This window comes from Halopseudomonas sabulinigri (genome assembly GCF_900105255.1).
Taxonomy (GTDB): Bacteria; Pseudomonadota; Gammaproteobacteria; order Pseudomonadales; family Pseudomonadaceae; genus Halopseudomonas; species Halopseudomonas sabulinigri.
This window is the reverse complement of sequence record NZ_LT629763.1, coordinates 522,774-547,369: the sequence shown is the minus strand read 5'-3', so window position 1 is coordinate 547,369 and position 24,596 is coordinate 522,774. Positions and strand designations below refer to the sequence as shown.

General features: G+C 59.8%; 17 protein-coding genes. 10 read left to right on the top strand and 7 right to left on the bottom strand.

The genetic code is table 11. From position 1 onward, the window contains the following. Positions 1-11: 11 nt before the first annotated feature. Together BLU26_RS02375 and BLU26_RS02370 are read right to left on the bottom strand one after the other, a co-directional pair. Positions 12-2,600, bottom strand: a complete 2,589-nt coding sequence (locus BLU26_RS02375; protein ID WP_092283499.1) for a circularly permuted type 2 ATP-grasp protein — start codon at positions 2,598-2,600, stop codon at positions 12-14. A 60-nt stretch (positions 2,601-2,660) separates the two neighbouring features. Then, positions 2,661-5,993, bottom strand: a complete 3,333-nt coding sequence (locus BLU26_RS02370) for a transglutaminase family protein (RefSeq protein WP_092283497.1) — start codon at positions 5,991-5,993, stop codon at positions 2,661-2,663. Positions 5,994-6,251: 258 nt separating this feature from the next. Between BLU26_RS02370 and BLU26_RS02365 the strand changes: the two genes are divergently transcribed. The 3 genes from BLU26_RS02365 to BLU26_RS02355 are packed head-to-tail and all read left to right on the top strand — an operon-like array spanning position 6,252 to position 9,897. Continuing rightward, a complete protein-coding gene (locus BLU26_RS02365; RefSeq protein ID WP_092283495.1) occupies positions 6,252-7,706 on the top strand; it encodes a circularly permuted type 2 ATP-grasp protein in 1,455 nt (484 codons plus the stop codon). Between the two features lie 3 nt (positions 7,707-7,709). Further along, a complete protein-coding gene (locus BLU26_RS02360; protein ID WP_092283493.1) occupies positions 7,710-8,681 on the top strand; it encodes an alpha-E domain-containing protein in 972 nt (323 codons plus the stop codon). Positions 8,682-8,727: 46 nt separating this feature from the next. Beyond that, positions 8,728-9,897, top strand: a complete 1,170-nt coding sequence (locus BLU26_RS02355; RefSeq protein ID WP_092283491.1) for a zinc-binding metallopeptidase family protein — start codon at positions 8,728-8,730, stop codon at positions 9,895-9,897. Positions 9,898-9,903: 6 nt separating this feature from the next. Here the strand turns inward: BLU26_RS02355 and BLU26_RS02350 are convergent, their stop codons facing one another. Then, a complete protein-coding gene (locus BLU26_RS02350; RefSeq protein WP_092283489.1) occupies positions 9,904-10,281 on the bottom strand; it encodes a YkgJ family cysteine cluster protein in 378 nt (125 codons plus the stop codon). 203 nt (positions 10,282-10,484) lie between these two features. Between BLU26_RS02350 and BLU26_RS02345 the strand changes: the two genes are divergently transcribed. The 4 genes from BLU26_RS02345 to BLU26_RS02330 all read left to right on the top strand — a co-directional run bounded on the left by BLU26_RS02345 (position 10,485) and on the right by BLU26_RS02330 (position 16,390). Further along, positions 10,485-11,702, top strand: coding sequence for a serine hydrolase domain-containing protein (locus tag BLU26_RS02345; RefSeq protein WP_092283487.1), 1,218 nt, complete (start codon positions 10,485-10,487; stop codon positions 11,700-11,702). 835 nt (positions 11,703-12,537) lie between these two features. Next, positions 12,538-13,584: a DUF2817 domain-containing protein gene (locus tag BLU26_RS02340; RefSeq protein WP_092283485.1), complete on the top strand. Its 1,047-nt coding sequence runs from the start codon at positions 12,538-12,540 to the stop codon at positions 13,582-13,584. Between the two features lie 94 nt (positions 13,585-13,678). Continuing rightward, on the top strand, positions 13,679-15,433 hold the full coding sequence (locus tag BLU26_RS02335; protein WP_092283483.1) for an alkaline phosphatase D family protein: 1,755 nt from the start codon (positions 13,679-13,681) through the stop codon (positions 15,431-15,433). A 99-nt stretch (positions 15,434-15,532) separates the two neighbouring features. Continuing rightward, positions 15,533-16,390 carry a PA4780 family RIO1-like protein kinase gene (locus tag BLU26_RS02330; protein ID WP_092283481.1) on the top strand — a complete coding sequence of 286 codons (858 nt, stop codon included), beginning with the start codon at positions 15,533-15,535 and terminating at the stop codon, positions 16,388-16,390. A 111-nt stretch (positions 16,391-16,501) separates the two neighbouring features. Here BLU26_RS02330 and arfB read toward each other — a convergent pair whose 3' ends face one another. The 4 genes from arfB to BLU26_RS02310 all read right to left on the bottom strand — a co-directional run bounded on the left by arfB (position 16,502) and on the right by BLU26_RS02310 (position 19,177). Then, positions 16,502-16,915 carry an alternative ribosome rescue aminoacyl-tRNA hydrolase ArfB gene (arfB, locus tag BLU26_RS02325; protein ID WP_092283479.1) on the bottom strand — a complete coding sequence of 138 codons (414 nt, stop codon included), beginning with the start codon at positions 16,913-16,915 and terminating at the stop codon, positions 16,502-16,504. Positions 16,916-17,005: 90 nt separating this feature from the next. Next, complete coding sequence (locus BLU26_RS02320; RefSeq protein ID WP_197674522.1) at positions 17,006-17,716, bottom strand: glutamine amidotransferase-related protein; 711 nt, start codon at positions 17,714-17,716, stop codon at positions 17,006-17,008. Between the two features lie 52 nt (positions 17,717-17,768). After that, positions 17,769-18,164 (bottom strand): hypothetical protein, encoded by a 396-nt coding sequence (locus BLU26_RS02315; RefSeq protein WP_092283475.1) that lies wholly within the window; start codon positions 18,162-18,164, stop codon positions 17,769-17,771. A gap of 11 nt (positions 18,165-18,175) precedes the next feature. Then, on the bottom strand, positions 18,176-19,177 hold the full coding sequence (locus tag BLU26_RS02310; protein WP_092283473.1) for an Lnb N-terminal periplasmic domain-containing protein: 1,002 nt from the start codon (positions 19,175-19,177) through the stop codon (positions 18,176-18,178). A 229-nt stretch (positions 19,178-19,406) separates the two neighbouring features. On the opposite strand from BLU26_RS02310, the gene BLU26_RS02305 reads away from it, so the two are divergent. The 3 genes from BLU26_RS02305 to BLU26_RS02295 are packed head-to-tail and all read left to right on the top strand — an operon-like array spanning position 19,407 to position 24,505. Further along, complete coding sequence (locus BLU26_RS02305) at positions 19,407-21,593, top strand: sensor histidine kinase (RefSeq protein ID WP_092283471.1); 2,187 nt, start codon at positions 19,407-19,409, stop codon at positions 21,591-21,593. Then, on the top strand, positions 21,590-22,018 hold the full coding sequence (locus BLU26_RS02300; RefSeq protein ID WP_092283469.1) for a response regulator: 429 nt from the start codon (positions 21,590-21,592) through the stop codon (positions 22,016-22,018). Before BLU26_RS02305 ends, BLU26_RS02300 begins: the two co-directional genes overlap by 4 nt. A gap of 12 nt (positions 22,019-22,030) precedes the next feature. Further along, positions 22,031-24,505 (top strand): EAL domain-containing protein, encoded by a 2,475-nt coding sequence (locus tag BLU26_RS02295; RefSeq protein ID WP_092283467.1) that lies wholly within the window; start codon positions 22,031-22,033, stop codon positions 24,503-24,505. The last annotated feature ends 91 nt before the right edge of the window (positions 24,506-24,596 follow it).

Below are 24,596 nucleotides of genomic sequence, written 5' to 3'. Positions count from 1 at the left end.
CACGGCCTCGGTCAGGGTTGCCCACTGAAATGCATGCTTACCAGCTGACGCGGTGCTTCAACGTGGCTGAAATGACTGTGCGAGAGCGCGTTCGACAACTCGGACATGGGTTCGATCAATTGATCCAGCAGATTGCTCAGCGCCTCTCTGGCATCGGCAGAGCCTTCCAGGTCGGCGAGTGTAGCAATATCGACCAGATGCAGCGTGCTGGTCGCCTGGATAACCAGGCGCTGCTCGGTATTGCGGTACGGCGAGCTGCCCGGCGAGGGCAGTTTGGCGATTTGTCTGTCCAGGCGTTTAAGCATGTAACCGATCGAACGCGGATTGGTTTCATCAAACAGCAGCAGATCAAGAATCGCCAGCGGGTGCAGCTGTGAACGGTAGCGACGGCGATACACGGTGAGGTTGTCGGTGGTCGCCAACACCACCTCCCATAACGGAATGCCCGGTTCCTCGGCAGTGAGCAAAGCAAGCTTGAGCAGCTCCAGCGATCCCAGCATACGCTCGATAAACCGACCTATATCGAGAAAACGCCAGCCATAGTGATGTGGCATGGTCTCGTTGCACAGACCAAAGAACGCCGCCAGGTCGAGCACCATTGCTTCAAGGTGGCGCTGCCCCACCACCACGCCGCGCGTGCGCGACATACTGTTGAACTGCTGGCGTAAGCTATTGATGGCACGCCAGGTGTCGTCGCCCAGGTGGTCTCGCACTGCACGGCTGTTGCGTACAAAATGCCCAAACAGCACTGGCAAGCCTTCCGGCAGATCATCAGAAAACATTTGCAACAGGCGGTCGCGGGTGAGTATGTATTCACGGGAAACGCGCCCGGCAGCGACCGGTGCCTCGGGGTTTTTTATTTCCTCATCGAGAGGTATTTCCAGCGCGCGCAGCAGGTCGGGCATCAAGGTAGAGCCGCCTTCCTGCCGTTCATCCTGCAGCAGTCTGGCAAGCGACTCACGGAGTAAGCGACCGCGGGTATCCAGTCGCTCGCCGTAACGCCCCAGCCAGAACAGGCTTTCTGCCACTCGGCACGGCAGGTCCTTGCCATCGCGGGTTACCACGATGGGGCCCTGCGCCTGACGCAACAAGCTGATATGCGGCTGCGGCACTGGCGCCAGCACCCAGACGTCCTTTACCAGGCGGCTCTTCATCAGGGGGGCGCCTGCCTCCCCCTGCCACGCCAGGCCGCCGGGCATAACGCGGTAGTTGCGTTCATTCACCGGCTTGAGCAGGTCATCCGGCTCGACCAGGCTGAAGAACCGCAGGGTAGTCTGTTGGCGCTCCAGGCTCCGGGTCTGAGTATTGAAACCCGGCGTTACACCGCCAGCGATCTGCCGCTGCGCAGTAAACAGATAGGGATGGTGACGCAGCTGGGTGCGCAGATCGCGCAACGCATCCAAGCCCATCTGGTCTGCACGATAGAGCTTGCCTGGACGGCTAATATCACGCAGGACCCACTCATCCAGCTCATCGTCCACCTGCGACAAGCTGTCAGCAGAACCGCACCAGAGCGTTTCGCGGCACGGCAGCAGCAGCTCTTCGCCCAGTAGTGCACGGCACAGATCGGGCAGAAAGGCTGACAGGCCCGGATGCTCAAGAATGCCGGCGCCCAGCGCATTGGCGATATGGACATTGCCACAGCGCGCCGCCTGCAGCAGGCCCGGCACGCCCAGTAGCGAATCGGGCCTTAGCTCAAGCGGGTCGCACCAGGGGTCGTTGATCTGGCGCAGAATCACATCGACCTGGGTCAGGCCGCCCAAGGTGCGCATGGCAACCTGGCCGTCACGCACCACCAGATCATCGCCTTCGACCAACGAGAAGTTCATGTAGTTGGCCAGCCAGGCATGCTCGAAGTAACCGGGGCTGCCGGGGCCAGGCGACAGCAGTACGATATTGGGCTGCTCACGCTGGGTCTTGGCCAGACTGGCCAGACAGCGGTGCTGCGCCTGTAAAAAGCCGGCTAGGCGCTTGATCGGGGCATCGCGGTAGATACTGGGCAAGGCGCGCGCCAGCGTAATGCGATTTTCCAGCGCGTAACCCACCCCTGCCGGCGACTGCGTCCAGTCACTCAGCACCTGCCAGCCACCGCGCTCATCGCGGATGACATCGGTGCCGTGGAAGATCAATAGCGGGCGATCAACCTGCTGCGGATCATCAGCAGCGGAGAACAGAAAACCGGGGTGAGTAAAAATCAGCTCGGGGGGCAGCAGGCCCTCCTGAAAAACCCGGCGCGCGCCGTACAGATCGTCCAGCAGGTGTTCCAGCAGGCGGCTGCGCTGGCGCAGCCCAGCCTCCAGTGTTTCCCACTCCTCGGTACTGATGACCCAGGGCACGCAATCAAGCTGCCAGGAGCGCAGCTGACCCGGATCGTCTTCATAGGGATTGAAGGTGACGCCATTCTCGTGCAGCAGGTTCTGAACTTCTTCGCTGCGGCTGACCAGAGTATCGGTGCCCAACCTGGCAATATCGTCCAGCAGGCCCTGCCAATGGGCGCGCGGCTGCTGATCGGCATCCAGGAGCTCGTCATGGCCGGTATGACCGGGATAGTCCCCCAGCAGCGTTTTAAGCGGAGAGACGGCGTTACCTGCCTGTTGCATGCAAAGCTTCCTGAAGGCCGCCGACTTCAGCGGCCCGGCACTATGGGGTTTAGTCAGCCATTATAAACCACGGCTGGCTACTGCGGCACGCCGCAAATCCAGGGTATGCGGATATTCCTGTCCCGCGGCCTGGCGCACATCGGCCATCGAGCCTTGCGTATGGCCATAATCCCAGAAACGAGTCATGCGCCGCGCCTCGGCTTCGTTCGCGTTGACCGGGAAGGTTTCGTAACCACGCCCACCGGGATGCACTACGTGATAGGTACAACCGCCAACCGAGCGCTGATTCCAATTATCCACCAGATCAAACACCAGCGGCGCTTGAATGGTGATCATCGGGTGCAGCGCCGAGGGTGGCTGCCAGGCTCTGAAACGCACCGCCGCAACGGCTTCGCCGCTGACACCCGTGGGTTGCAGCGGCACCTTGTAACCGTTGCAGGTCAGGGTGTACCGCGCGGCGTTGAAATCCCTTACCTTGACTTCCATACGCTCGACAGACGAATCAACGTAGCGAGCAGTACCGCCGCCGCTCACCTCCTCGCCCAGCACGTGCCAGGGCTCTATCGCCTGACGCAACTCGATTCGTACATCGCCATACTGCACCTCGCCCGCGTGCGGGAAGCGGAACTCCAGGAAAGGCGCAAACCATTCATCCTTGAAGGCAAAACCATGCGCACGCAGATCTGCCAGCACATCGCAGAGATCGCGCCAGATATAGTGCGGCATCATCCACTTATCATGCAGTGCGGTTCCCCAGCGCGCCAACGGCTGGCGGTATGGCTCGGCGTAGAAGCGCGCGACCAGCGCGCGGATCAGCAACTGCTGCATGAGGCTCATGCGCGCATGCGGCGGCATTTCAAACCCGCGCAGCTCCAGTAAGCCCAAACGTCCGGTGGCACTGTCTGGCGAGTACATCTTATCGACGCAGAACTCGGCGCGGTGGGTATTGCCGGTAATGTCGGTCAGCAGGTTACGCACCAGCCGATCCACCAGCCAGGGCTGCGGCACTTCACCCTTGGGCATTTGCGCCAGGGCAATTTCCAGTTCGTAGAGCGCCTCGTGCCGTGCCTCGTCAATCCGCGGCGCCTGGCTGGTCGGGCCCAGGAACATGCCGGAGAACAGGTAGGAAAGGCTCGGATGGTGTTGCCAGAAGGTCAGCATGCTGGCCAGCAGGTCCGGGCGGCGCAGGAACGGCGACTCCGACGGCGTGCGGCCACCCAGGGTCACGTGGTTGCCCCCGCCGGTGCCGGTGTGCCGGCCATCGAGCATGAATTTCTCGGTGCCCAGGCGCGTGAGCCGCGCTTCTTCGTACAGAATTTCGGTGTTTTTCACCAGCTCCGGCCAGTTGCCCGCCGGCATCACGTTGACTTCGATCACCCCCGGGTCCGGCGTGATCATGAATTTTTCGATACGCGTATCCGACGGTGGCGCATAACCCTCAATGCACAGTGGCATCTTCAGCTCGGCAGCCGTCTGCTCCAGGCTGGCCAACAGCGACAGATAGCTCTCGAGCTGGGTCAGCGGCGGCATAAAGATAAACAGCTTGCCGTCGCGCGGCTCGATGCACAGCGCGGTACCGATGATGCCCTCCTCCTGCAGCGTCGGAATCTGTTCCTGCCATTCCTGACCGGCAGCCATGTGATGGCTGCCTTGCCCGGCGCCGGCGTTTGGCTGCTGGGAGGCGCTGTATAATCGCGCGACCTCACCATGGATGTCGGTCAGCTCCGTGGCCGGCTCAAACAGCGAGGCAGCCTGTGGCTCCTCACGCTTCTTCTCCGGTAATGCCGATAGCGGCAGCCGCAAGCCCATGGGCGAATCGCCCGGTATCAGATAAAGATGCTCGCGGCGCAGCGGCCATTCGCCGGTCTGCCAGACATTCTTCGCCTTGCCGGCCGCCAATGGCAGCGCGAAACCGGTAATCTCATCCAGGCCACGCTCCAGCAGACGCGCCAGACGACGGCGAGTTTCATCGTCCTTGAGATCGGCTTTGGTCAGATCGACGTCCGCCGGCAGTGTTTGCTCGATCCACAGGTAGTAATAGGCATCTTCATAGCACGGGATCAGGTACTGCGCAGACAGGCCCAGCCGCTTGACCAGGGTCTCGGCAAACAGCTGCGCCTCGGCATCGCCGTAACCGTAATCTTTCTCCATGTCGGCCAGCCACTGATCGTCCTGCCACATCGGCTTACCGTCACGGCGCCAATAGCAGGCCAGCGCCCAGCGCGGTAGTGGTTCACCCGGATACCACTTGCCTTGCTGATAATGGATCAGCGAGTGCGGTGCATAATGCGGGCGCAGGCGCCGTAATAGCGCTTCGGAAAGCCCCCTTTTGGTCGGCCCCTGCGCAGCGATGGTCCATTCTGGTGCATCCATATCGTCAATCGAGACGAAGGTGGGCTCGCCACCCATGGTCAAACGCACATCCTGCTCGTCCAAACGCGCATCCACGATGGCGCCGAGCGCATTGATTTCCTGCCACTGCTCGTCACTGTACGGCAGGGTCACGCGCGGGTCTTCGTGCACCCTGGTGACGCTCATATGAAAATCAAAGGTAACTTCGCACTTGCCGGTTGCCCCGGTAATGGGCGCGGCGCTGCTGGGCTCAGGCGTAGCGGCCAGAGGCAAATGCCCTTCGCCGGCAAACAGCCCCGAGGTAGGGTCAAGCCCGACCCAGCCTGCGCCCGGCAGAAATACCTCGGTCCAGGCGTGCAGGTCGGTAAAGTCGACATCCGTACCCGAGGGGCCGTCCAGCGCTTTTACATCCGCCGTCAGCTGGATCAGGTAACCCGATACAAAGCGTGCGGCAAGACCCAGATTGCGCAAAATCTGCACCAGCAACCAGGCCGAATCGCGGCAAGAGCCGCGTTTGAGCGCCAGCGTCTCTTCCGCCGCCTGAACACCCGGCTCCATACGAATGAGATAAGCAATATCCTGCGACAACCGCTGGTTTATCTCGACCAGAAAGTCGCTCACAGTCATCTCTTTACTGGTAACGCCCTCAAGCCACTTGTGCAGCAGAGGCCCCGGCTTTTCTGCATCCAGATAGGGAGCCAGCTCCCGCTTCAGCTCTTTGCTGTACTCGAAGGGGAAGGTTTCCGCGTACTCCTCGACAAAGAAGTCGAAGGGGTTGATCACCGTCATCGGCGCGACCACTTCCACGTCTATGTGCAGCTTTTCCATCTTCTCCGGAAACACCAGTCGAGCAATATGATTGCCAAAAGGATCCTGCTGCCAATTGATAAAGTACTCGCCTCCGCTAACCTTGAGGCTGTAGGCATCAATTGGCGTGCGGCAGTGCGGCGCCGGCTTGAGGCGGATTTGATGAGGTGCGACAGTGACCGGACGATCAAAGTCGTAGTGCGTGGAGTGCCTGAGTGCTACACGGATAGTCATGCTGGATGATCCCGGTTATATGGTCGGCAGATGCGTTACCAGAGCAAAGCAATGGCTATGCCAACACCTTGGATGATACAAGCCTATTACGCACCTGATTTCTTAACACGCTAATGTGACACTAGCCAGTACAGCAGTAACTCATCACCACAACCTGGCCACCGTCAGACGAGGTGAGCCAAACATTCACCCGGTGTTATCTGGTATGGCAATTGCAGCAGATCTGCCATCCCTCCCCCTAGCGGACAGAGTAGCTGAATGAGCAAAGTAAACTGGGAAAATTACCTATCCAAGGGCTTTTACGACGAACTCATCAAGGCACCAGGACAGCCGAGGCAGGAAGCCAACCTGCTGTGCCAGTACCTCGCCAACCTCGATGCGCGCGAACTGGCCGAGCACAAGACTGCGGCCGAGGTGGCCATCCAGCTGATGGGCATCACCTTTACCGTTTATACCGAAGGCAACATGATCGACCGCGCCTGGCCGTTCGACATAGTGCCGCGCATCATCCCCCTCAGTGAATGGCAGAAGACCGACGCCGGCCTGAAGCAGCGCGTGCAGGCGCTGAACATGTTCATCGATGATCTCTACCACGACCAGAAGATCGTCAAGGACGGTATATTCCCTGCTGAAGTGCTTGCCCAGTCGGTCAACTTTCGTCCGCAGTGTGTCGGCATTTCTACCCCGCATAACGTCTGGGCGCATATCTGCGGCTCAGACCTGGTGCGTGACAACGACGGTACCCTCTATGTTCTTGAGGACAACCTGCGGGTTCCCTCCGGCGTCTCCTACATGCTGGAGAACCGCAACGTTACCAAACGGGTATTGCCGGACCTGTTCGCCAGCGGCCGCATTCAACCTGTTGATGACTACACCTCTCAGCTATACGACATGCTGGCCTCGCTATCGCCACGGCCAGGCGACGACCCGAACATCGTCATTCTTACTCCCGGCATCTACAACTCAGCCTATTACGAGCACTCCTACCTGGCCGCGCAGATGGGCGTGCAACTGGTAGAAGGTCCGGACCTGGTAGTGGGCGATGATGACTGCGTGTACATGCGTCTGATCGATGGTCTGAAACGGGTAGACGTTATCTACCGCCGCGTGGACGATATGTTCATTGATCCCGAGGTATTCAATCCCGACTCCATGCTCGGCGTTCGCGGGCTGATGCGGGCCTGGCGCAAGGGCAACGTCGCGCTGGCGAACGCGCCGGGTGCCGGCGTGGCGGATGACAAGGTGGTCTACGCCTTTGTGCCGAAGATCATCGAGTACTATCTGGGTGAGCAGCCGCTATTGCCCAACGTGCCCAGCTACCTGTGCATGTTCGAAGAAGACCGTAAGTACGTCCTCGATAACCTCGACAAACTGGTGGTCAAACCGGCAAATGAGTCCGGCGGTTACGGCATGTTGATCGGCCCGCACGCCAGCAACAAGGAGCGCGCCAAGTTTGCCGAACTGATCAAGGCCGACCCGCGCAACTACATGGCCCAGCCAACGCTCAGCCTATCGACCTCTCCCACCCTTTGCGGCAAGGAAATGGAACCTCGCCACGTGGATCTGCGGCCCTTTATCCTGTCCGGCGAGAGCAACTGGGTCACCACCGGCGGGCTAACCCGGGTGGCACTGACCAAGGGCTCACTTGTCGTCAATTCGTCACAGGGCGGCGGTAGTAAAGACACCTGGATCGTAGACATGGCGGGGAACTGAATCATGCTTTCACGTGTAGCCGAAAATGTGTACTGGCTGGCCCGCTACCTCGAACGCGCCGAAGATACCGCGCGCCTACTGAGCGTCAACAGCCACCTGTTGCTCGACTTGCCACGCACCACTGAACTGGGGTGGTCGGAAATCATCGCCATCACCGGCAACGACGAACTGTTTGACGAGCATTACCCCACTCGCGATGAAGCCAGCGTGCTGACCTTCATGTGCGGTGACCGGCGATATCCCGGCTCCATTCTCAGTTCGCTGAGCGCTGCCCGCGAGAACCTGCGTACCACCCGCGATGTGATCCCCCGCGAGATCTGGGAAGAGGTCAACCAGATGTATCTGAACGTCAAGGAACAGGTGGGCTCGGGCATTACCCCGCGCCGGCGCGACGCCTTCCTTGGCCGAGTGATCCGCAGCTGTCAAACAGTCAACGGGCTGATTGAAAGCACCCTAAGCTACACGCAGGTGCGCTCCTTCCTGATGCTCGGTCGTCAACTGGAACGGGCCGACATGACCACCCGCGTACTTGATGTGCGCTCGGCCAACCTGTTGCCGCGCACACCTGAGGATCTCACGCCGTTCGAGACCTTGCAGTGGATGAGTGTGCTCAAGTCGCTCAGCGGCTATCAGATGTACCGCCAGCATGTGCGTTTGCGCATCCGCGGGCCGGACGTGCTGCAGTTTCTGCTGCAGGATCAGCTGTTCCCGCGCAGCGTGGCCTGTGCGCTGGAGCGCCTGGCCAATGCGTTGCTGACATTGCCTCGGCATGAAGCCGCATTGAGCGAAGTAGAAACCTGCCGGCAGGATCTGGCCAAAGCAGAAATTGCGGTGCTCGCCGCCGAGCCGGATCGCCTGCACGCCTTTGTCGACGAGATTCAGGTCGACTTCGACGAGCTGCATGACGCCATTCGCCAGACCTACTTTGCGCAACCGGAAGAAAGCGCGCAGACTCAGTCGCAATCGCAATCTTAAGCCAAGGGCGCGTCAGCGCGCCGGCGCATGCTACAGGTAGAGACAGATGAGTTATTTTGATCAGTTGGTCCGTGCGACCGAAGGCCAGCAGCTGTTCGACTACCAGGCAACCGGTCAGGTACAGCGCTGTCAGTGTGGCCAGGCGGTGTTCTTCAACAACACCCAGTGTCTGCGCTGCGGGGCAGAGCTGGGTTACCACCCATTGAAAGGCAGCTTGTTCAGCCTGGAAGCCGCCAGTGAAGAGGGTTGCTGGCATCTACAGGCCGATACCGAGCAGCCCAGGCGCCATTATCGCCGCTGTCAGAACTTGACGGCGCCGGCTGCCTGCAACTGGCTGGTAACCGGCGACACCAGCTCACCCTTTTGCCTTGCCTGCGCGCTGAACGAGACCATCCCGGACCTGAGCCTGGACGAAAACGCCCGCCTCTGGCACGAAACCGAGGTCGCCAAACGCCGTCTGGTCGCCCAGTTATTAATGCTGGGGTTGCCGGTCATTCCTCGCAGTGTTGATCCGGAGCAGGGCCTAGGCTTCGACTTTCTGCGCCAGCAACCTGGCGAAGACCCGGTCATGACCGGCCACATGAACGGCATGATCACGCTGAACATTGATGAAGCCGACCCTGCCCACCGGGAGCGCATGCGCGTCAATATGCATGAGCCCTACCGCACCATGCTGGGCCATTTTCGTCACGAGAGCGGCCATTACTACTGGGATCGACTGGTACGCGACACCCATTGGCTGGAACCCTGCCGCGCCCTGTTTGGCGATGATCGGCAGGACTATCAGGAAGCCCTCAAGCGCCATTACAACGATGGCCCGCCAGCCAACTGGAAAGATCACTTCATCAGCAGCTACGCCGCCACCCACCCCTGGGAAGACTGGGCCGAGACCTGGGCGCACTATCTGCACATGACCGATACCCTGAATGCCGCACTGGACTTCGGCCTGCAGCTCGACACCCTGACACTGCAAACCGACCCGTTCGACAGCAGCCAGCTGGCCGCACTGGAACACGGCGAGGATGACCGTCAGCGCTTTCTTGCCTTTGTTAACCGTTGGGTGCAGCTGAGCAGTGTGCTCAACGTACTGGCCCGCAGCATGGGCCAGCAGGATATCTATCCCTTCGTGCTGACGGTGGACAGCATGCGCAAGCTGTACCTGGTGCACTCAGTGGTCGCCAGCGCCGGCCAGCCGGCCGAGGCAGCTGCTGCGTGACCCCGCTCAGGCGGCGATGATCGGCACCAGCCGGGGGCGAAGTGGGCTATCCGGGAGCGGCGGTAACCCGTGCGCCGCCCTCGCCTGCTGGCAACCCGGGCTGTCTACGCCATTTTCACCGTGATAGGGAAAGTCACGGCACGGGCTGGAACGCTTTTCATAAATACTGCAACGCGTGCCCTCACCCACGGTGCCCAATAGCGCAACACAGCGCGGCTTGGGCTGGTTGGTACCTTGCATGCAGGCGCGATAAGGGGAAATCTGTTCGGTAAGCTGGGTGGGTACGTCACCGCCGGGCGCGCTGTCTGTCTCGCCCCAATAAAAAGAAACCCTGAAAGTGGCGCAACAGGCACCGCAATTCAGACAGGGCGATTGTTCGCTCATTTCATCGCAACCCTCATTTTGCTTCGGTGCGGCTTTTTACACCGAATTCAGGGCGCTTAACAACGGATTTCAGCGGCCATAAACAACTATTTTTCTAGCCGCATCAGAGCGCTGCATGATGCGTCATTCGCGGCTCTCGGGGGTTTCTGTTGGCAACGCAGACAGGCTACTATCAAGTCATTGATCAATAACCGGAATTTCCCATGGAACAGAGCACCTGCATCGCCGGAATGGACGTTACCCGTCTGGATCGCATTGGCGACCACCTGCAACGCGCCTACCTTGAACCCGGCAAGCTGCCCGGCACTTTGACGCTGGTCGCCCGTCGCGGCGAAATCACCTGGCTGAAGGCGCAGGGCCTGCGCGACGTGGAGCGCGGGCTGGCCGTGGAGCGCGACACCCTGTTCCGCATTTACTCCATGACCAAGCCCATCACCTCGATTGCGCTGATGCAGTTGTACGAACAGGGTCGCTTTCTGCTTGATGAGCCGGTGCACAAATACATCCCCGCCTGGAAAGACCTGCGCGTCTACAAGACCGGCAGCCACCCGCAGATGCTGACCACCGCGCCCGAACGCCCAATGAGCATCCGCGACTTGCTGACCCACCAATCGGGCCTGACCTACGGCTTTATGAACCGAACCAACGTCGACGCTGCCTACCGCAGCCTGAAACTCGATGGCGGCCCTGGTCATACTCTGGACAGGTTGATCGACGAACTGTCGCGCCTGCCGCTGGAGTTTTCTCCAGGCACCGCCTGGGGCTACTCGGTCGCCACCGATGTGTGCGGCTACCTGGTCCAGGTACTCTCCGGCCTGAGCCTGGATGAGTACTTCGCCAAACATATCTTCCAGCCACTGGGCATGCCGGATACCTTCTTCACCGTGCCACAGGACAAGCTTCATCGCTTCGCCGCCTGCTATCAATATCAACCCGGCGACACCTTCAGCCTGCAGGACGACCCGCAGAACTCGGCCTTTGCCAAAGCCCACGGCTATTTGTCCGGCGGTGGCGGCCTGGTTTCCTGTATTGATGACTACTACCGCTTCGCCCAGGCACTGGCCAACGGCGGCGAGCTGGACGGTGCTCGCATCATCGGCCGCAAAACGCTGGAGTTCATGCGCATGAACCACCTGCCGGGCAATCAGGACCTGCCCGGCGTGGCCATCGGCTCCTTCAGCGAAACGCCCTATGACGGCACCGGCTTTGGCCTGGGCTTTTCGGTCAAGACCGATGTGGCCAAGTCGCAGACTAACGGTTCGGTGGGGGAATACGGTTGGGGAGGCATGGCCAGTACCAACTTCTTTATCGACCCGGTCGAGGATGTGCTGATGATCTTTATGACGCAGCTGATTCCATCTTCTACCTATGCGGTGCGGCAGGAGTTGCGGGCGATCATCAATGGGGCTTTGGTGGATTGAGTTAGCCGTGCTAACGGTTTTGTAAGGCGGACAACGCCGCAGGATTGTTCGCCATGGTGGGTGGCTCTGGCCACCCACCCTACGGCTAGGATGTGGTGGTTTGGCATTTTTTCCCAAGCTTCGAGCTGCGGGGTTTAGCTCACTACCGTTTTCGCCTCTAGGCGAGCCAAGGGGGACCGTTTGCCCGACCCCCCTTAGCAATCCCCCCGGGCACCCAGCTGCGCGGCCCTTCGGGTTCGCTGCGTTGCTCGACCTGCCGGGGACGCTTGCAAACTCGCTTCGCTCAGACATCGCAAGCGCCTTTTTCCCGTCAGTTCTGCGCTACTCGCCCGCTCAGATGGGATATTCTAGTCCTTGCAAACGGCTGATTTGGGGTTTTCAAACTTAGACCAAATCACGAGACCTGAAAATCACGCCTTTCTCCGGCCGTTTATCCCCATCCAAGCTGTCGAGTAACGCAGGGGCCGAGCGATAAAGCGTCGCGAGTTGTCTGAGCGAAGCGAGTTTTCGCGGCGCCGCTCGGCACCGAGTAACGCAGAGAAGCCGAAGGCCAGCTTGGTGGGGCCCAAGCTGGTCGCGACCTTTCTTTTGGTTACGGCTCGATGGCCAAGCAAAGAAAAGTGACTCGCCGGCAAGGCGAAAGGCGTACAACACCAGAGCACAATAACCAGATAAAACAAATAGATACGCTGTAAACAGCAATAAATACAGCTCAACACATGTCACCCATGTATTTGAATGCGTTCCCCATCCATTAGCTCAGCAAGCAACACAACCATCATCCAACTGTCATACATTCCCGCTAGGGTAAAAACACACCTTGCCCGGGCCAATCATGACCGACGCGCTCCACCAGATCCAACGCCACCTCCCCGAACATACCCAGCTGGAACGCCTGCTGCACCAGGCCGCACGCCACATTCGAGTGACCACACCGCTGCACGTTCCCATCGGCGAGTTGAGCATACCCGTGCGGGTTATTGAGCTGGGCAGCCGTTCACCCAATGCCCCGGTTATCGGTTTCTTTGGTGGTGTGCACGGCGTTGAACGTATCGGCACCCAGGTGCTGATTTCCTGGCTGCACAGCCTGGTGCACCGTCTTGACTGGGATGATCAGCTACGCGAGCAGCTCGAGCGCGTGCGGCTACTATTTATGCCGATGATCAACCCCGGCGGTATCTGGCATCACAGACGCAGCAACCTCAATGGCGTAGACCTGATGCGCAACGCACCGGTGGATGCCATGGGGCCGGTGCCCTGGCTGGTCAGCGGTCACCGCATCAGCAAGCGCCTGCCCTGGTATCGCGGCAAGTTGGGCTCACCCATGGAACCCGAATCGGCGGCGGTGGTGAAAGTCGTTCAGGAGCGCATGCAGCGCTCGCCCTTTGCCATCAGCGTGGATTGCCACAGCGGCTTCGGTCGGCGTGATCGGCTCTGGTGCAGCTACGCACGCAGTCACAAGCCCATCGCTCATATAGCCGAGGTGTTGCGCCTCAAGCGGCTGTTCGAGCAGACCTATCCCAACCACCACCCGTACATCATCGAACCCCAGTCGATCAATTACACCACCCACGGCGACCTCTGGGATCACCTGTACGATAGCGGGCTGGAACAGCACCCCGACAACCTGTTCCTGCCGTTCACGCTGGAGATGGGTTCCTGGCTCTGGGTGCGCAAGAACCCACGCCAGATGTTCGACTATTTCGGTTACTTCAACCCGGTGATCAGCCACCGCAAGCAGCGCGTGCTGCGGCAGCACCTGCCGCTGTTCGAGTTTCTTACCCACGCCACCCGATGCTGGCGCAACTGGACGCCGCGGCCAGACGAGCGGCAAGAACTCACCCGCCAGGCCATTGAAGAGTGGTTTATTGAGCCTGATTAACCCCCGCTGAGCCGCCTTCCTCAACCTGTCACACAGCCTTGCCATTATTCCCCCGCATTTACCTCAATCTGAGTTCAGCAAAGGGAGCAACAGCATGGCTGGTTTTACTCGGCGGGATTTTCTTCGTGCATCGGCGTTGGCATTGGGCGGTGTGGTGGTATCCACTGGCCTGCAGGGCTGCCTGAGCAGCAGCTCATCTTCATCAGACGCTACACCAGCGCGCCAGCTGGCATTTGAGCACGGCATTGCCAGTGGCGATCCGCTGGCGGACCGGATCATGATCTGGACGCGTGTCACGCCCAAGGACAGCTCAACCGCCGATGTTGAAGTAAGCTGGGAAGTCGCCAGCGATGCAGCCTTTACCGACCTGTTGCACAGCGGTACCGCCAGCACCGGCGAGGCGCGCGATTACACGCTCAAGGTTGATGTACAGAACCTCACGCCCGGCCAAAGCTACTTCTATCGATTCAAGGCAGCAGATCAGGTCTCGGCGGCTGGAAAAATGAAAACCCTGCCCGCCACCGGAATTGAGCAAGTGCGCTTCGCCGTGCTCTCGTGCTCCAACTTCCCGGCCGGTTACTTCCATGCCTATTCGCAGGCCGCACAGGAATCGGATCTCGACGCCGTGCTGCACCTGGGCGATTACATTTACGAATATGGCACCGGCGGCTACGCCACTGAAGACGCCGCCGCGCTGGGCCGCAGTCTGCCGCAAGACAACAACGGCGAACTGTTCAGTCTCGAGGATTACCGTAAGCGCTACGCGCTGTACCGCGGCGATGCCGACCTGCAGGCGCTGCACGCCGCCGCCCCCTTTATCGCCGTGTGGGATGACCACGAGGTAGCGAACGATACCTGGAAAGACGGCGCCGAAAACCATAACGAAGGCGAAGGTGACTTTACCCAGCGCAAGCTGGCCGCGCTGCAAGCCTACTTCGAATGGCTGCCAGTGCGCCCCGCCAGCGAGGACGATGAGCTGACCATCTACCGCAGCTTCGATTTCGGCGACCTGGTCAGCCTGCACATGCTCGACACTCGCATCATCGGCCGTGACGAGCAGCTCAACTACGCCAATTACTACACCCCTACCGGATTTGACGCTGCGGCGTTCACCGCCGATGTCAGCGCACCAAGTCGCACCCTGCTTGGCCAGGCGCAGATGAACTGGCTGCAAAGCCAGATAGCGGTATCCACCGCTACCTGGCAGGTGTTGGGCCAACAGGTACTGATGGGCCGTATGCTGTTGCCGGCAGAGATGCTGACGGCGCTGAGCAACCCAGCCGGCGCCGATCTGGCAAGCTCACTCACCGAGCTGGTTACCCTCAAGCTGCGCGTTCAGGCCGGCGACCCGAGCCTGACGCCGGCGGAGATTGCCCGCGTCAATACCGTGATCCCCTATAACCTGGATGCCTGGGATGGTTATGCCTACGAACGCGAAGTGATCTTCGGCCTGGCCCGCAGCCTGGACAAAAACCTGGTGGTACTCGCCGGCGATACCCATAACGCCTGGGCCAACAACCTCAGCACCCTGGCGGGTGAGCCGGTGGGTGTCGAGTTTGCTACTGCCGGCGTCACCTCGCCCGGACTGGAAAGCTACCTCGGCCTGCCCGCCGCAGCCATCCCCAGCGCCGAACAGGCGATCACCACGCTGGTGGATGACCTGGAGTACCTCAATGCCAGCCAGCGAGGCTACCTGCTGGTGACCTTCACCGCAGACGAGGCACGCGCCGACTGGCGCTTTGTCAGCACCGTGAAGTCCAGCGACTATGTGGTGGACGATAGCCGCAGCAAAACGCTCGTCAGCCTGCCCGGCAGCGCCAACCGCACGCTCGCGAATGCTCCGATTTAAGCTGGAAAACAGCGCGCTTTATGAGTTAATTCAAGGAACTAAGGGCAACATTTACAGCGCCACTTAACACCCTCTATCCATTTAGGGTATAAGGGCGCTATGAAGATCCCCAAGCGTTTGCAACCACTGGTAGAAGACGGCCTCATCGACGAGGTCATACGTCCCCTGATGAGCGGCAAGGAAGCCGCCGTCTTCGTTGTTCGCTGCGGGGATGAGATTCGCTGCGCCAAGGTCTACAAGGAAGCCGCCAAGCGCAGTTTCAAACAGGCCGTGCTCTATCAGGAAGGCCGCAAGGTGCGCAATTCACGCCGCGCCCGCGCAATGGAAAAGGGCTCCAAATTCGGTCGCGACCAACAGGAGTCGGCTTGGCAGAATGCCGAAGTAGACGCGCTCTATCGCCTCGCTGCCATCGGTGCCCGCGTGCCTACGCCCTATGGCTGCTTCGACGGCGTACTGCTGATGGAACTGGTCACCGATGATGACGGTGATGTCGCCCCCCGCCTTAATGATGTCTCCATGTCGGCCGAACAGGCACGTGAGGACCATGCCGTGGTCATGGAGTACGTCAAACTGATGCTTTGCGCCGGCCTGGTACACGGCGATCTCTCCGAATTCAATGTACTGGTGGACGCCTACGGCCCGGTCATCATCGACCTGCCGCAGGCCGTGGACGCCGCCGCCAACAACAACGCGCGCAAGATGCTGGACCGCGATGTGCGCAACATGACCGAGTATTACGGTCAGTACGCTCCCGACCTGCTCGACAGTCGTTATGCTGCCGAGATGTGGTCTTTGTACGAAGAAGGCAAGCTCACACCGGAAACGGAGCTTACCGGGCATTTTGCTGATCCCGAGGGAGAAGCTGACGTAGACAGCGTAGTAGCAGAGATTCGGGCGGTGCTGGAGGAGGAAGCCGCTCGGCAGGAACGCTTGCGGGATGCAGAAGAGGAAGATTGAAGCACTACCGAGATTGAGTCTGGGCCGCGTCTGATGCCAGGGTGGTGCTGCATTTCAAGCCAGGTTGCCTACCGACAACCTTACAGCAAGCTGGAAAACCTTCTAACAGCGCTAAATGTCTACCCTCCCACGCAACTGCTTGGCCTGCCCCCGCTTTACCTTGCTGTCCACTCGCCTTACCTGAGAACCACGGGTCGGGCGTGTCGGCCGGCGCTTCTTTTGCACCACTATCGCGCTGAGAATCAGCTCACGCAGACGCTCGATCGCGTCGTCACGGTTCATCTCCTGAGTACGGAACTGCTGCGCCTTGATGATAATCACGCCGTCCTTGGTGATGCGCTGATCAGACAGGCGCAACAACCGCTCCTTGTAGAACGGCGGCAGACTGGAACGTTGAATGTCAAAGCGCAGATGGATGGCGCTGGCCACCTTGTTGACGTTCTGGCCGCCCGCACCCTGAGAGCGGACGGCGGAAATATCCACCTCCCAGTCTCCCAGTTGAACCTCGTTGGACAGAACAATCATGCGCCTTTCTCCACTTGACCAAATAGCGGCCGCATCGCGCCGCACATCCTCAGGATACGCGCCTGCCGAGTCAGCGGCAAAAAACCGGCGTTAACGGGCGTACTGCAGAAAGCTAACGATCCAGTCGAGCATCACCTGATCATCCACCTCGGCGGCCAGCGAAGCGCGCCCGGCGCGCAGCCGCGTGGGCGGTATGCTGGCTTCGCGCGCGGTCATCAGGTCGGCTGAATAGGCCTTGCAGAACTCGGGATGGCCCTGCACGCTGAGAAAATGCTCGCCGTACTGCAGCAGGTAATAGGGGCAGAAGTCGCTGCTGGCCAAGACTTCGGCTTGCGGCGGTAACTGCACCACCTGGTCCTGATGGCTGACAATCAGGTCGAGCGCACTGGTCGCCGGTTTCATCCATTGCTTGTGTACCAGTACGTCGTTGAAAGACATGCCCACACCCCAGCCCTTTAGCGATTTGAGCACCTGGCCGCCCAGCGTTCTGGCCATCAATTGATGACCAAAGCAGATACCCACAAGCGGCTTTCCGGCGGTCCAGAGTTGCAGTACAAAAGTTTGCAACGCGTCAATCCAGGGCAATCCGTCGTAGACTCCAAACTTGCTGCCGGTGGTCAGGTAGACGTCACAGCTATCCACGCTCGAAGGCAACTCGCCGTCGTGCGCGCGGTAAACCCGATAGTCCATGTCCGGCAAACGCGCCCGCAGCGGCCGTTCAAACATCTCGAGATAGTTTCCGTGTACTGCCCGCAAGTCTTCACGCACATCATCACACTGCAATAAGCCGACTTTCATCATTGTCCTTCCAAAAGTTGAAACACCAGTACAGGCTGGCGCGATATTCCCTGGGTTACTCCAGCACCGGCTCTTCATGTGGCGCCGAAAGTGCACCGGCCAGGGTCGCCGCACTTTCGGCGAACACCAGCGCCGCTTCGTTATCACCTGCAGCCGCAGCCTCGGCAGACTGGGCGGCGAGTTCAGCCGCTTCGGCCTCCGGCGGGGCCTGCAACAGATAGGTAATACAGCGCTGTAGTTGATCGGCTGCCACGCTGTCGCCCTGTTCGCGCAGCACCCGGGAGCGTTCCTGCAGCAGGGCCATACTGCGTTTGATGCGTACATCCGGCGCCATGCTGGCATCGGCGACGATATCAGCCACGTTGTCGGACACTTCCGGAGCCTGCTGTGCCTGTCCAACCAGCGGCATCATCAGGGCGGTCACACACACCAGGCGCTTGAAGCTGTTCATGCTGACTCCTTTTAGATTGTCGGGCTTGCCGTGCCGTTGCAGCCGGGCACGCCCTCACGAATACGGCGAGAAAAGTCCGCGGCGTCGCCTGCCGCACGTGCCCGCTCGGTAATACAGCCACGCTGACGCAACTCCGCCAGGGAATAACCTTGCTGCAGTCCGCCACGGGCAAACACATACTCATCGAGGTAGCCACTGAGCAACAGCCGGTAATCCAGCGGCAACCCAGGGTAGGTGCGCTTGGCAAAGGCGTAGACGATGGTGGTGCAGTTGGCTTTCAGCGTGTGGTAGAAGCGCGGCTCAACGGCCAGCGTATTGGCCGCCGCAACATAGCCCAGCAAGAGTTCGCGGCCATGCTCCGGGGAAATCCGCGTGCGATAAAGATAGGCATCTTCGTCACGGCAATTGGTACGCACGCGCACCATATCGCGCTCGTCACTGGCTACGATATTCAATTCGAAATGTTTGAAAAACCCACCCAGCACCGAAAACTCCTCGCAGCGCTTGCGGCGTATTTCAACCGAAAAGGTGAGATAACGGTCGTCGCCAAAGCCGAAGGACACCAGCACATGGGCAATTGGCCGCAATCCCCAGAATGAGGTGATCATGTCCACGCTCTGCAGCTCGGACAATTGATACTCGCGGCTGCTCCAGACCTGCTCATACTCGCTGCAGCTAAGCCAGCGAAACTCACGTACGCGCTGTAGGCTGAGGGTATCGCCGTCAAGGGCGCCAGTCGTGGTATAGGCTACATCGTCTGCCCAGTCGCCCTGCCCCGTTGGCAACAGGCCCCGCCACCACAGCAGCACTGGCGTCAGGCCGGCAGCCAGCCAGAGCACGGCCTGCAGGTAATTGCCGCGCCACAGGCAAACGACCGAGGTGATCCACAGCAGCAGCCAAAGTGCGATGGGCACATAGCGCAACTGCACCCGATGCGGGCGATGAAACCACAGGGCGAGCAACACCCAGGCGTTAAGCAAGAGTGCCAGCAGCAATACAAGACTCAAAAGCATGTCACACCCTTTGCCCTCGGTATCGGCGATACCTCCGCTTGACAGCCGCAGTCTACACCAAGTGCTCACCCGCGTTGGCATGTCCGGGCGGCGATTAATAACGGTCGGCTTTATCTTTCAGAGGTGACACGTTAAGCACAAATAGGCGTGAGGGCTGCAAGCAGAATCAGGGGCAGCTTCTATACTGGCAAAAGGCGCATACACCTGCGTTGGCTCCAAGGATGAGCACATGCCTACAAAGATAAAACCGCGTCAAAGCGTGGGTTATTACTTTCTGGTGATCTGGATTCCTCTGGTCATCATTGCACTGCTGGCCATAGCGCTGCTGATTCGCAGCAATATTGAAGCAAGGACCATCGTTGCGCATACCGAGCAACGTGCGCAGATTCAAAATGCCGTGCAGCTGCTCGAAAACAGCATCGGTGGCATCCGTAGCGATGCGCTCTATCTGGCAACACTAGCGCGACTGGCACCGTCGCCGACGCACCCCCTCCCTGAGCTGGCAGACAACACCCACGCGCTGGTCTCCTTCATGCAGTTCAACCCGCAATACGATCAGCTGCGCCTGCTGGACCCACAAGGGCTTGAGCAGGTTCGCGTCGAGCGGCAAAACGACCGAGTCGTCATCAATCCGGCACAGCAACTGCAGAACAAGGCCCAGCGCTACTATGTGCAGGCGGGCCTGCGCCTGGGGCCCGGCCAGCTGTACTTCTCCCCCTTCGACCTGAATGTTGAACACGGCGAGATAGAGCGCCCCCTGAACCCGACCATCCGGGTCGCTACGCCGGTCGCCAACGAACGGGGCGAGACCGCCGGCCTGTTGGTAATGAATTACCGCGGCGCTGCCCTGCTTGAGGCCATGGCGGCGCTGGATTCACCCCGTACCGGGCAACTCTGGCTGGTCAACCAGAATGGCTACTGGCTCAAGGGCCCGACACCCGAGCAGGAATGGGGTTTCATGCTGTCAGGGCTCGAGGCTCAAAGTCTGGCCAAACAAAATATCACGCTGTGGAGCCAACTCATCCAGCCCACACAACTGGGCGAGCTGACTTATCACGACGCGCACTATAGCTTTGCCTCGATTGACCTGATGCCCAGCGAGAGCCCCGATTTTGAACAGGCACTGGGGCGTCTGCATGTGGTGTGTCGCCTTTCCGCAGAGCAACTGGATGCACTCATAAGCCCGCTGAAAACAGGGCTATTGCAGGCCGGCGCGCTGATTGTGCTGCTGTCGGCGGGCCTGGCCTACTTGCTGGCCCGCTCGCTCGCGCAACGTTGGCACACCGAATCCAGTCTGCAGGACAGCGAAGCCAAATTTCGCGCCATGATCGAGGCGGCACCTGACGCCATCATTATCACCGATACCGATGGCACCATCGTACTGCTGAACGAGCAGGCCATTCGATTGTTTGAGTATACGCAGCTTGAGCTGCTCGGCCAGAAGGTTGAAGTTCTGCTGCCAGAGGAACTGCGCAAGGGCCATATTCAGCACCGCCAGGGCTATGTCAGCGCCCCACGACCACGCCTTATGGGCTCGGGCTTGCGGTTGCAAGCCAAGCGCAAGGACGGCAGCGAACTTCCCGTCGAGGTGAGTCTGAGCCCTATTCGCACGCCATCGGAGACACTGGTGTTCTGCGCCATACGCGACGTGACCGAACGCCGTGAGACCGAAGACAAGATCAAACACCTGAACAATGGCCTGACCGCACAGAATAACGAACTGCAGGTAGTAAACCGCGAGCTGGAGGCTTTCAGCTACTCGGTCTCCCACGACCTGCGAGCGCCGTTGCGCGCCATTGATGGCTTCAGCCAGATTCTATCCACCAGCCTCTCCGACAAACTGGATGAGCAGGAGGCGGACTACTTCAACCGGATCCGCAAGGCAGCGCAAAAAATGAGCAAGCTGATCGATGATCTGCTGCTGCTCGCACGCGTCTCCCGCGCTGATGTGCTGTCAGCCGAGGTCAACCTGAGCAGCCTGGCAGAGAGCGCCGTGCAAAACCTCAGGGAGCTGCAGCCCGAGCGCGAGATCGAGGTACAGATTCAGCAAGGGATACGGGTGGAAGGCGACCTGGCGCTGCTGCAGGTCACGGTCCAGAACCTGATTGGCAATGCCTGGAAGTTTACCGGCAAGACCGAGCATCCCCAGATACAGGTGGGGACCGAAATCCAGGGTGAAGAAGAGGTTATTTTCTTCCGTGACAACGGCGCGGGCTTCGATATGAACTACGCTGATAAGCTCTTCGTCCCGTTTCAACGGCTGCACAGTGGCAATGATTTTCCCGGCAGCGGTGTCGGCCTGGCAACCATCGAACGAATAATGGCCAAACTGCATGGCCGCATCTGGGCCACGTCGATCACTGGACAGGGCGCGACATTCTTTCTCAAACTAAAGTTGGTAAGGGATAGACCATGAAAAACCGATCCATACTTCTGGTCGAAGACAACGCCGACGATGTAGCGCTGATGCTGCACGCACTGAAAAGTAACCGGATTTCCAACCAGATCAGCGTTGCCGAAGACGGTGAGCAAGCGCTGCACATGCTGTTTGCCGACGCAGTGGAACCGGCCAAACAGCCCGCCCTGATCTTGCTGGATCTCAATCTGCCCAAGGTAGAGGGCCTTGAGGTACTACGACAGCTGCGCGCCCATGTCGACACACGTCTGATACCGGTTGTGGTGCTCACGTCGTCGCTGGAGCAAAGCGATCTTCATAACGCCTATGGATGTGGCGCCAACAGCTACGTACGCAAGCCGGTCGACTTCGAGGAGTTTGTTCAAGTCACCCGCGATCTTGGACACTACTGGCTACAACTCAACTACCCGGCACTGGAAGCCTAGGCAGGAGGGGCAATGGAACCACGAAAACCCGAAGACCCGCAAAAACAGTGGCGCATCCTCATCGTTGAAGACAACGAGGATGATGCCCTGTTGGTCGTCAACCACCTGGAAGTTCACGGATGGTCGGTCACCTGGGAGCGAGTTGAAGCCGAAGATACGCTGCAGGTGGCACTGAGCAATGGCGAGTGGGATGTTGTGTTGTCCGATTACAGCATGCCGCTATTTGATGGCGCTCAGGCCCTTGCCTCGGTTCGCCGGTACAGCGAGGACCTACCCTTCATCTACGTGTCCGGCACTCTTGGCGAGAAGGCCGCCGTAGAGGCCATCAGAGCAGGCGCACAGGACTACATCGTCAAGAATGACCTGCAGCGCCTGGCGCCTGTCATTCAACGCTCCGTGGCCGAACGCGCTGCCGAGAAGACTCATCGCGCCTCGCGCCAATTGCTACGCAAACTGTCCCAGGCGGTCGATCAGGCCGCCGACAGTATTTTCATCACCGACCGCGAGGGCCGGATCGAGTACGTCAACCCGGCCTTCGAGCGCATGACCGGATACAGCGCGGCGCAAGCCAATGGCCAGCTATTTACGCTGCTCAAGGCGCCGGAGCAGAACCCAGAGGCATACGATCAGATCAACCAAACCCTGCGCCAGGGTCGCACCTACAGGGGTACGCTGATCAATCGCACTCAGTCCGGCAGCGTATTTTTTGAAGAAAAGGTCATTTCCCCGCTGGTAGATGCCGAAGGCCGCATTACCCACTTCGTCTCGACCGGCCGTGATGTCACCGAGCGCATCAAGGCCGAAGAGGACCGCATGCGCCTGAATGCGATTCTTGAGGCAACCACCGATGCCGTGGCCATCAGCGACGCTCAGGGCAAGGTCATGTATCTGAACCGGGCCGGACAGGAGCTGTTCGGTGATGCCAGCTATGAATCACCCTATCGGGTAGAAGATCAGCCCAACCACGCCATGCAGACAGCCCAGGAGCTGATTCTCAGCGCCCTGAGTCAGGCGGAGCGGCACGGTGTGGTGGAGCGCGAGTCCATGCTTAGCCTGGCTGATGGAGAAAAGCTTTACCTGTCGGAAGTGATCATGGCGCACCGCGACAAATCGGGTGAAACCGCTTACTTTTCCACCATCGCGCGCAATATCAGTGAGCGTAAGCAGTTCGAGGCAGAGTTGCAGCATCAGGCGACCCACGATGGTCTCACCGGCCTGGCCAATCGGGTGATGTTGGGGCAACAACTGCAAAGCGAGATTCAGCGCGCCGAGCAACGCCAGTCCAGAATGGCGGTGCTCTTTCTCGACATGGACAACTTCAAACGGATCAACGACAGCCTCGGCCATGGCACCGGCGATCTGCTGTTGCAACAGATCAGTGGGCGCCTAAGCCGCCACATCAGACCCAAAGACCTGCTGGCGCGTTATGGCGCGGACGAGTTTGTAATCGTTGCCAGCGACCTGAACGCCCCAGAAGCCATCGTCGGCGTGCTGGATAAACTCAAGCGTGCGTTCGAGGCCCCCATACGTCTGGCGGAGCAGGATATTTTTCTCAGCTTCACCGCCGGCGTATCCATCTGGCCAGACGACGGCCAAACCGTAGAGGCGCTGCTGCGCAATGCCGACTCGGCGATGAATCAGGCCAAGGCCGCGGGCGGGCGCGCCTTCCGCTTCTACGCGCCGGCCATGAATGAGCGCCAACAGGATCTGCTGGCGCTCGAGTCAGACTTGCATTGGGCGCTTGAGCGCAACGAGTTCGTTATTTACTACCAACCCCAGGCAGACATGCTCAGCGGCAAGGTTGTTGGTATGGAAGCCCTGCTGCGCTGGCAGCACCCCGAGCGCGGGCTGATACAGCCGGATGATTTCATCCCCCTGCTGGAAGAGACCGGGCTGATCGTCAAGGTCGGTATGTGGGTACTCAAACAGGCCTGCCTTGACGCCATGGCGCAACAGGCCCTGACCCAGCTACCGCTGCGCATGTCGGTCAACCTCTCGGCGCGGCAGTTTTCCGCCGGTGACCTGGCCGCTCAGGTTGCCGAAGTGCTGGCGGAAATCGGCTTTGCGCCCAATCAGCTGGAGCTGGAAATTACCGAGCAGATGCTGATCAATGACCTGGAAACCTCGGCCGGCACCCTGGAGGCGTTGCAGCGCCTGGGTGTGCGAGTGTCCATCGATGATTTTGGCACCGGTTACTGTTCTCTGGCCTATCTCAAGCGCTTCCCCTTGCATGCGCTGAAAATTGACCGCACCTTTGTCAGCGAACTACCCGCCAACCTGAGTGACAGCGCCATTGTCGAAGCGACCATATTGCTGGCGCACAAGCTGGGACTTGAAGTCGTCGCCGAGGGAGTGGAGCAACCTGAACAGTTGCACTTTTTGCGCCAGCTCGGCTGCAACATGGTGCAGGGCTATTACCTGAGCAAGCCCCGGCCGGCAGCCGAGCTGGCGGGCATGGTCGCCCTGGATCTGGCCGATTTGTACTGACGCCGGCGCGCCACGCCTGCCGGGAGAGCTGGCTGATGAACGGCAGCACAGACGTACCAAGCCACGCTTGCAAGCACGGGGTGACGGCGCC

Excerpts from the sequence above, each read along its gene's own strand:
- BLU26_RS02375 (WP_092283499.1), bottom strand. The coding sequence starts at position 2,600 with ATGCAACAGGCAGGTAACGCCGTCTCTCCGCTTAAAACGCTGCTGGGG.
- BLU26_RS02370 (WP_092283497.1), bottom strand. The coding sequence starts at position 5,993 with ATGACTATCCGTGTAGCACTCAGGCACTCCACGCACTACGACTTTGAT.
- BLU26_RS02365 (WP_092283495.1), top strand. The coding sequence starts at position 6,252 with ATGAGCAAAGTAAACTGGGAAAATTACCTATCCAAGGGCTTTTACGAC.
- BLU26_RS02360 (WP_092283493.1), top strand. The coding sequence starts at position 7,710 with ATGCTTTCACGTGTAGCCGAAAATGTGTACTGGCTGGCCCGCTACCTC.
- BLU26_RS02355 (WP_092283491.1), top strand. The coding sequence starts at position 8,728 with ATGAGTTATTTTGATCAGTTGGTCCGTGCGACCGAAGGCCAGCAGCTG.
- BLU26_RS02350 (WP_092283489.1), bottom strand. The coding sequence starts at position 10,281 with ATGAGCGAACAATCGCCCTGTCTGAATTGCGGTGCCTGTTGCGCCACT.
- BLU26_RS02345 (WP_092283487.1), top strand. The coding sequence starts at position 10,485 with ATGGAACAGAGCACCTGCATCGCCGGAATGGACGTTACCCGTCTGGAT.
- BLU26_RS02340 (WP_092283485.1), top strand. The coding sequence starts at position 12,538 with ATGACCGACGCGCTCCACCAGATCCAACGCCACCTCCCCGAACATACC.
- BLU26_RS02335 (WP_092283483.1), top strand. The coding sequence starts at position 13,679 with ATGGCTGGTTTTACTCGGCGGGATTTTCTTCGTGCATCGGCGTTGGCA.
- BLU26_RS02330 (WP_092283481.1), top strand. The coding sequence starts at position 15,533 with ATGAAGATCCCCAAGCGTTTGCAACCACTGGTAGAAGACGGCCTCATC.
- arfB (WP_092283479.1), bottom strand. The coding sequence starts at position 16,915 with ATGATTGTTCTGTCCAACGAGGTTCAACTGGGAGACTGGGAGGTGGAT.
- BLU26_RS02320 (WP_197674522.1), bottom strand. The coding sequence starts at position 17,716 with ATGATGAAAGTCGGCTTATTGCAGTGTGATGATGTGCGTGAAGACTTG.
- BLU26_RS02315 (WP_092283475.1), bottom strand. The coding sequence starts at position 18,164 with ATGAACAGCTTCAAGCGCCTGGTGTGTGTGACCGCCCTGATGATGCCG.
- BLU26_RS02310 (WP_092283473.1), bottom strand. The coding sequence starts at position 19,177 with ATGCTTTTGAGTCTTGTATTGCTGCTGGCACTCTTGCTTAACGCCTGG.
- BLU26_RS02305 (WP_092283471.1), top strand. The coding sequence starts at position 19,407 with ATGCCTACAAAGATAAAACCGCGTCAAAGCGTGGGTTATTACTTTCTG.
- BLU26_RS02300 (WP_092283469.1), top strand. The coding sequence starts at position 21,590 with ATGAAAAACCGATCCATACTTCTGGTCGAAGACAACGCCGACGATGTA.
- BLU26_RS02295 (WP_092283467.1), top strand. The coding sequence starts at position 22,031 with ATGGAACCACGAAAACCCGAAGACCCGCAAAAACAGTGGCGCATCCTC.